The sequence below is a fragment of the Nocardioides panacisoli genome (assembly GCF_039537325.1).
GTDB classification, from domain to species: domain Bacteria; phylum Actinomycetota; class Actinomycetes; order Propionibacteriales; family Nocardioidaceae; genus Nocardioides; species Nocardioides panacisoli.
Map to the genome: position 1 here is coordinate 23,969 of NZ_BAABAH010000024.1, position 6,439 is coordinate 30,407.

Consider the following 6,439-nt stretch of genomic DNA (forward strand, 5'->3'; position numbering starts at 1 on the left):
GCTGATGCGGGCCCACTGCCAACGCCCTGGCCAACGCGCAGGCCGATGACCCCGTGGTGGCCAACTTCGGTATCGTCGACGTGGCGGCGTACGCAACCGAGCGTGACATCGCGGGATTCCTCGACGCCAATAACGCCGGGGTCTCGGCTACACCCGCGACGCCGACGGCCGGCTGACCGCGACCCCCTGACTGTGCGCTCAGAGGCCGAGGTCGCGGCTGGAGGTGACCCGCATGGCTTCGAGGGGTCGGATGTAGTGCTCGACCAGGGTGGAGATCCGGGTGTGCCGGGTCTGTGCGGCGATGCGGTCGAGTCCGACCCCGGCGAGGGCGGCGGTGGTGGCGTGTCCGGCCCGGAGCGAGTGTCCGCTGACGCGCTCGGACGGGATGCCGGCTGCTGCGGCGCGTTCCTTGAGCATTCGGGCCAGGCCGCTGCCGGTGAAGGGGCGGGAGCCGATGCGGTCATGGTGGAAGCCGGTGAAGAGCTGTCCGGGCCAGGTGCCTCGGTGGGCGAGCCAGGCGTCGAGGGCGGTGACGGGGTCGGTCTCGGCGTGCCGACCGTCGGCGACGCCGACGAGCTGGCCGCGGGCTTCGGGGTCGGTCTTGGACTTGCGGACGCGGATGAGCAGGCCTTCGGGCTTGGGCTCGATGTCGGCGAGCTCAAGGCCCGCGAGCTCAGAGCGGCGCAGCGCCGAGGCGAATCCGACCAGGATGAGGGCGGCGTCCCGGGCTCCGCGGGCCGTCGCGCGGTCGATGTTGGCGAGCATGCGGCGTATGTCGTCGGTGCTCAAGGGTCGGGACTGGCGGCGCGGTGCGGTGCCCAGGGTCCGACGCAGACCGCGCCGGACGGCCTTGACCGACTGGTCGGCGATCGGGTTCACCTCGCCTTCGGTCTCGTGGGCGGCGGCGATTGCGGCGCAGGCGCACTCGATGGTCCCAGCGGCGACGTCCTGGGCGGCGAAGTCGGCGAGGTAGGCGCAGACAGTGACCGGTGAGGCAGGCATCGCGGTAATGCCCCGTCCGGCGCACCAGCGTTCGAAGCGTCCCCACTGCCAGGCGTACGTCCTTCGGGTGGACGCTGCGCGGCCGGCTGCGATGGCATCGGTGATCCGGGTGAGGTCCAGGTCGGACAGTCCCTGGGGTGGGGATTCAGACCAGCCGAGGCTGCGGAGGCCGGGGACCGGGGCTGCGGTGGCGAGGGTGGCGTCGTACGCGGTGACGAGTGCGATATTCATGGCCTCGTCCTACCGATCCGCGACGGCGGCTGACCCGTCCGGGTCCGAGTTGGGGACGCTAAGGCCAGTTTCTGCCAGCGGGTCGAATCACCTGTTCCCGGGGCTACGGCGCCCCGATCCGATCCACCACGCGGGTTCGGCGTGGTTCTGACGGCGGCTCGTCCTAGACTCAGGGGACGAGGCGACGTACGGCGGGAGGTGGATCATGGCCGGCTCAGGTGAACACTTCAAGGCGCTCGTTCGAAGCCACGGGAACGGCGACGACGAGGCGTTCTACTCCGTTGCGCTCCAGGTTGCAGCCCAAGCTGCCCGGCAAGGTCACCATCGACTCGCCGCAGACCTCAAGACTGCCGTCGAGGGTGCTCGCGCCGAGCGGCCGACGAAGGTCACCTCGATCGCCCAGCCCCGAGGCGATCTGTCGGACCTCGTCATCGCCTCTCATCCGACGGTCACGCTGAAGGAGCTAGTCCTTCCGGAGGACCTAGCGGTTCAGGTCCAGCGCATCCTCAGTGAGCAGCGGCAACGCAAGAGCCTGCTCGACCACGGCTACGAGCCTGCCCATCGCCTCCTGTTCGAGGGCCCTCCTGGAACAGGCAAGACAATGACGGCCGCCGTCTTGGCGCATGAGCTATCGCTCCCACTGCTGACCATTCGTTTGGACAGCCTGATGAGCAAGTTCATGGGCGAGACCGCGAGCAAGCTTCGCGTGATCTTCGAGTCCGCCGAGTCGCAGCGCGCGGTCTACCTGTTCGACGAGTTCGACGCCCTCGGCGGCGACAGAGCAGGCAACGACGTCGGTGAGGCTCGGCGCATCCTGAACTCTTTCCTCGTATTCCTCGAGAACAGTTCCAGCGAAAGCCTCATCATCGCTGCCACCAACCATCGGTCGATCTTGGACAAGGCGCTCTTCCGCCGTTTCGACATGGTGCTCGACTACGCACTCCCAGACTCGAAGCAGGCCGCTGCGGTCATGCGCGGTCGTCTTGGGTCGATTGCCAAGGGCATCCGCTGGCCGTCGCTGGCCGATCACATGACCGGTCTCTCTCACGCCGATCTTGTCCGCGCTGCGGAGTCAGCGGCGAAGAGCGTAATCCTTTCGGGCGGGACGCGGGTGACGGCAGATGACGTGAAGGTGGCCCTCAAGTCACGACAGGCGGCGAGCCTTGGCTGATGGTCGCGAGCACCTCAGCCACCTATTGGTAGAAGATCGCTCGGCAAACGAAGACTTCCGCCGCCCAGGTCGCGGCGACCCAAAGATTCGGCCGGTCGAGGATCGCGCCGGGCACGGCCGCGGGCGCCTTGGCGAATTGCAGTCGGCGTTCGAGGCGGCCGATGAGTCTCGCAACGAACAGCTCAACGAGGACGAGTTGCGCGCCTTGGGGACCATCGTGACCCTGGAGGGCGACGACGCCTCCTACCCGCTCAAGGTCGACAGCCTGCAGCAGGTGACGAACCATCGGAAGGCAGAGGACAAGAAGCCGAAGTGGCTGCTCCTGTCCGTGCTTCCGGCCGACGAGGCCACCGGCAGTCCAGAACTCGCCACGGTCTGGGTCAGCGACCAGTACCGCCCCCAGTTCCTCAAGCTCTTTGAGGACTACCTGGGAAAGGAGACGAAGACCGGTAGGCCAGGCAACAACGAGCTCGTCGCGAACATCGCTCGTATCCGAACAACTGTCCTTCGTGACCTGTGGCAGTCCGAGGGTGCGCCGACTGAGGGCCAGAAGACCTGGTGGGAGATCTGGCTCCGTCCGAGCACCGATGGCCCTGAACTGGTCCGTCGGTTCGCCAACGCCGGTGGGCTCGCTGTCTCCGAACGCCTCGTCAGGCTCGTGGATCGCGACGTCATGTGGCTGGAATCAACGTGGTCACAGATCGAGGTGCTGCCGTTCACCGCGGTACCTGTCGCGGAAATTCGGCGCCCCGAGTTCATCGACTCGATCGAAGACCTCACGGTCGACGAACAAGCCGAGTATGTCGATGAACTCGCGAAGCGCCTGGAGCCAGCCGACGAAGTGCAACCAGCGGTGTGCCACCTCGACTCGGGCGTGGCGCGCACCCACCTCCTGCTCGAAGGATCCCTCGCGCCCCAAGACCTCCACACCGTCGTCGGAGCAAGTGGCTTCGACCTTGACGGTCACGGCACCAAGATGGCCGGCCTCGGTTTGTTCGGCGCCAACCTTGACGGCTTCCTCATCGGTAACGCGCCGGTGCCGCTGCGGCACAGGCTCGAGTCCGTCAAGATCCTTCCAGCCAAGTCGGAGCCGCTGCACGATCCCATCACGTACGGGGATGTGACAGCTCAGGCAGTCGCGCTGCCGGAGATCACGGCGTCCCGTCGGCGGGCGTTCTGTATGCCCGTCAGTACCAATAGCGATACTCCAGGCAACCCTGGGCAGCCGACCCTGTGGTCCGCCACCGTCGATGCGTTGGCGGCGGGGGCAAGCGTCGTGCGTGACGGCGACGAACTGCGGCTCCTCGATGCGCCCGATCCTGCCGCCGCCCGGCTGTTTGTCGTGTCGGCCGGGAACGTCGATGACTACGTCCGAGACCACTTGGCCCAATCCGACACCTCGGCCATCCGCGATCCGGGACAGGCATGGAACGCGCTCACGGTCGGCGCCCACACCGAGCTGGTGACCCCGCCCTCCGATCCGGCCTACGCAGGATGGAACGCGCTCGCGCCCGACGGACAGCTGTCGCCCCACAGCCGCACTTCTCTGCTTTTCGGGACCCGCCCTTGGCCGATCAAGCCTGACATCGTGGTGGAGGGAGGCAACGTCCTCCATGACGGGGCGTCCCTGTTCGAGACTGATCACGCTGTGGTGTCGCTTCGCTCGACCGGACACGGCAACGACCAGTCGCTCACGTCGGCGAACGCGACGAGTGCCGCGACCGCTCAAGCCGCCCGCCTCGGCGCGGTCGTGATGGCGACGTATCCGGAGTACTGGCCCGAGACGGTCCGCGCGCTTCTCGTCCATGCGGCCGAGTGGACACCAGCGATGCGCAGCGAGTTGGATGCGGCAAGAGCGCGTGGCCTCGAAGCCCAGCAACATCTCCTCCGAAGGTACGGCTGGGGTGTTCCAACCGAAGATCGGGTTCTCTTCTCGTCCGATCAAGCAGTGACGCTGGTCGTTCAGGACGAGTTCACGCCCTTCGATGGCGATGATTTCAAGGTTCCGTCGTTCCGACTCCATGACCTCCCGTGGCCGCGCGAGGTTCTTCAGGACCTTGGCGACGCACCAGTCTCTCTGCGGGTCACTCTCTCCTACTTCATTGAGCCGACCGCTTCACGCCGTGGCTGGCGGCAGCGGTACCGGTACGCGTCCCATGGGCTGCGTTTCGAGTTGCAGGACCCGCTGGAGAACGAGGCGCAGTTCGTCCAGCGTGTGAACCGGGAAGCGCGGACCGAAGAGGGTGGCGGTCGACCCATGGGCGGACAGGTCTCCTGGCTCGTCGGATCGAAGCAACGGAACTACGGTTCGCTCCACCAGGACATCTGGGAGACGTCCGCCGCCGAGTTGGCGAGCACCGGCCGGCTGGCGGTCTATCCGGTGGGCGGCTGGTGGAAGAACACCAAGAAGCGCGAGCGGGTCGACCAGTCAGTGCGCTACTCGCTGGTGGTGTCCTTGAAGACCGAGGCCACCGGCGTCGATCTGTACACGCCGGTCGCAAACCTTCTCCACGTCCCGATCGAGGTCTCCGCGACCTGAGGTCGGTGGCAGGGCACGTTCTGATCGCCGATCGTCGCAGCTGGACAGAGGCCGACGATCGCGGCCGGAGGTATTGTGGTCGATGAAGACCCCGGAACGATCACTGACTTCGCTCACATCGCCGGGGTTTCGCCTTCGACGCAGGCTGTGGATCTCTCTCCCCCCCTAGAGACGCTCAGAGGCCAAGGTCGCGGCTGGAGGTGACCTCCATGGCTTCGAGGGGTCGGATGTAGTGCTCGACCAGAGTAGAGATTCTGCTGTGCCGGGTCTGGGCGGCGATACGGTCGAGGCCGACGCCCGCCATCGCGGCCGTGGTGGCGTGTCCGGCCCGCAGCGAGTGTCCGCTGACGCGCTCGGACGGAATGCCAGCGGCTGCCGCACGTTCTTTGAGCATCCGTGCCAGTCCGCTCCCGGTGAACGGGCGGGGGCCGATGCGGTCGTAGTGGAACCCGAGGAAGAGCTGTCCGGGGTGTCTACCGCGGTGGGCGAGCCACCCGTCAAGGGCGGTGACCGGGTCGGTCTCGGCGTGCTGGCCGTGGGCGACGCCGACGAGTTGGCCGCGGGCTTCGGGGTCGGTCTTGGACTTGCGGACTCGGACGAGCAGGCCTTCGGGTTTGGGTTCGATGTCGGCGAGGTCGAGGCCGGCGAGTTCGGAGCGTCGCAGGGCCGAGGCGAAGCCGACCAGGATGAGAGCGGCGTCCCGGGCTCCGCGGGCGGTGTTGCGGTCGATGTGGTCGACCATGCGGCGGATCTCGTGAGTGTTCAGGGGCCGGGACCGGCGGCGGGGTGCGGTGCCCAAGGTGCGGCGGAGGCCGCGGCGGACGGCCTTGACCGCGAGGTCGGCGATCGGGTTGGTGCAGCCTTCGGTCTCGTGTTCGGCGGCGATCGCGGCGCAGGCACATTCGATGGTGCCGGCAGCGACGCCCTGCGCGGCGAAGTCCGTGATATAGGCGCAGACGGTGGCCGGCGTCGCCGGCATGGAGGTGATAGCGCGTTCGGCGCACCAGCGTTCGAACCGGCCCCACTGCCACGCGTACGACCGGCGGGTCGACTCCGCGCGCCCCGCCGCGATTGCCTCGGTGATCCGGGTGAGGTCCAGGTCGGTCAGCCCGTCGGGGAGCGTCTCGGACCAGCCGAGGATCCGTGGACCAGGGACGAGAGCGGGTGGGGCGAGAGTCGCGTCGAAAGCGGCGACACGAGTGGGGACGAGGGCGAGAGTCATGCGCTCGTCCTACCGATCGGCGCCACCGAGGACGCTGGCAGGTAGGAGATGGGGACGTTAAGGCCGGTTTCTGGCTGTCGGATCGAATCTCAAATGCTTTCAGGCTCGGAGATCCACGATCTCCGAGCCTGAAATTTGTAGCGGGGGCAGTGTGCTGGTTCAGGACATCTGCAAGGCATGTCTCACGACATCTGCAAGACGGGCCCGTGATGCTCACCCGTGTCGAGAGCGCGGCTGGTCATCACAGCCATCACCACCCAAGGCCTCACCCAGG

Annotated in this window: 5 protein-coding genes; 3 read left to right on the forward strand and 2 right to left on the reverse strand. The window is 67.1% G+C overall.

Features of this window, described 5'->3' with window-relative positions; genetic code table 11:
• The first annotated feature begins 53 nt into the window (after nt 1–53).
• The gene (locus tag ABD709_RS20910; RefSeq protein ID WP_344779000.1) at nt 54–176 is read left to right on the forward strand and encodes a hypothetical protein; all 123 of its coding nucleotides are present in this window, start codon (nt 54–56) and stop codon (nt 174–176) included.
• 22 nt (nt 177–198) lie between these two features.
• On the opposite strand, the gene ABD709_RS20915 is transcribed toward ABD709_RS20910, so the two are convergent.
• A complete protein-coding gene (locus ABD709_RS20915; RefSeq protein ID WP_344779001.1) occupies nt 199–1,233 on the reverse strand; it encodes a tyrosine-type recombinase/integrase in 1,035 nt (344 codons plus the stop codon).
• A gap of 205 nt (nt 1,234–1,438) precedes the next feature.
• Between ABD709_RS20915 and ABD709_RS20920 the strand changes: the two genes are divergently transcribed.
• Together ABD709_RS20920 and ABD709_RS20925 are read left to right on the forward strand one after the other, a co-directional pair.
• Complete coding sequence (locus ABD709_RS20920; RefSeq protein WP_344779002.1) at nt 1,439–2,404, forward strand: AAA family ATPase; 966 nt, start codon at nt 1,439–1,441, stop codon at nt 2,402–2,404.
• Nucleotides 2,397–4,943: a S8 family peptidase gene (locus tag ABD709_RS20925; protein ID WP_344779003.1), complete on the forward strand. Its 2,547-nt coding sequence runs from the start codon at nt 2,397–2,399 to the stop codon at nt 4,941–4,943. Before ABD709_RS20920 ends, ABD709_RS20925 begins: the two co-directional genes overlap by 8 nt.
• Before the next feature lie 175 nt (nt 4,944–5,118).
• On the opposite strand, the gene ABD709_RS20930 is transcribed toward ABD709_RS20925, so the two are convergent.
• A complete protein-coding gene (locus ABD709_RS20930) occupies nt 5,119–6,165 on the reverse strand; it encodes a tyrosine-type recombinase/integrase (RefSeq protein ID WP_344779004.1) in 1,047 nt (348 codons plus the stop codon).
• Between the last annotated feature and the right edge of the window lie 274 nt (nt 6,166–6,439).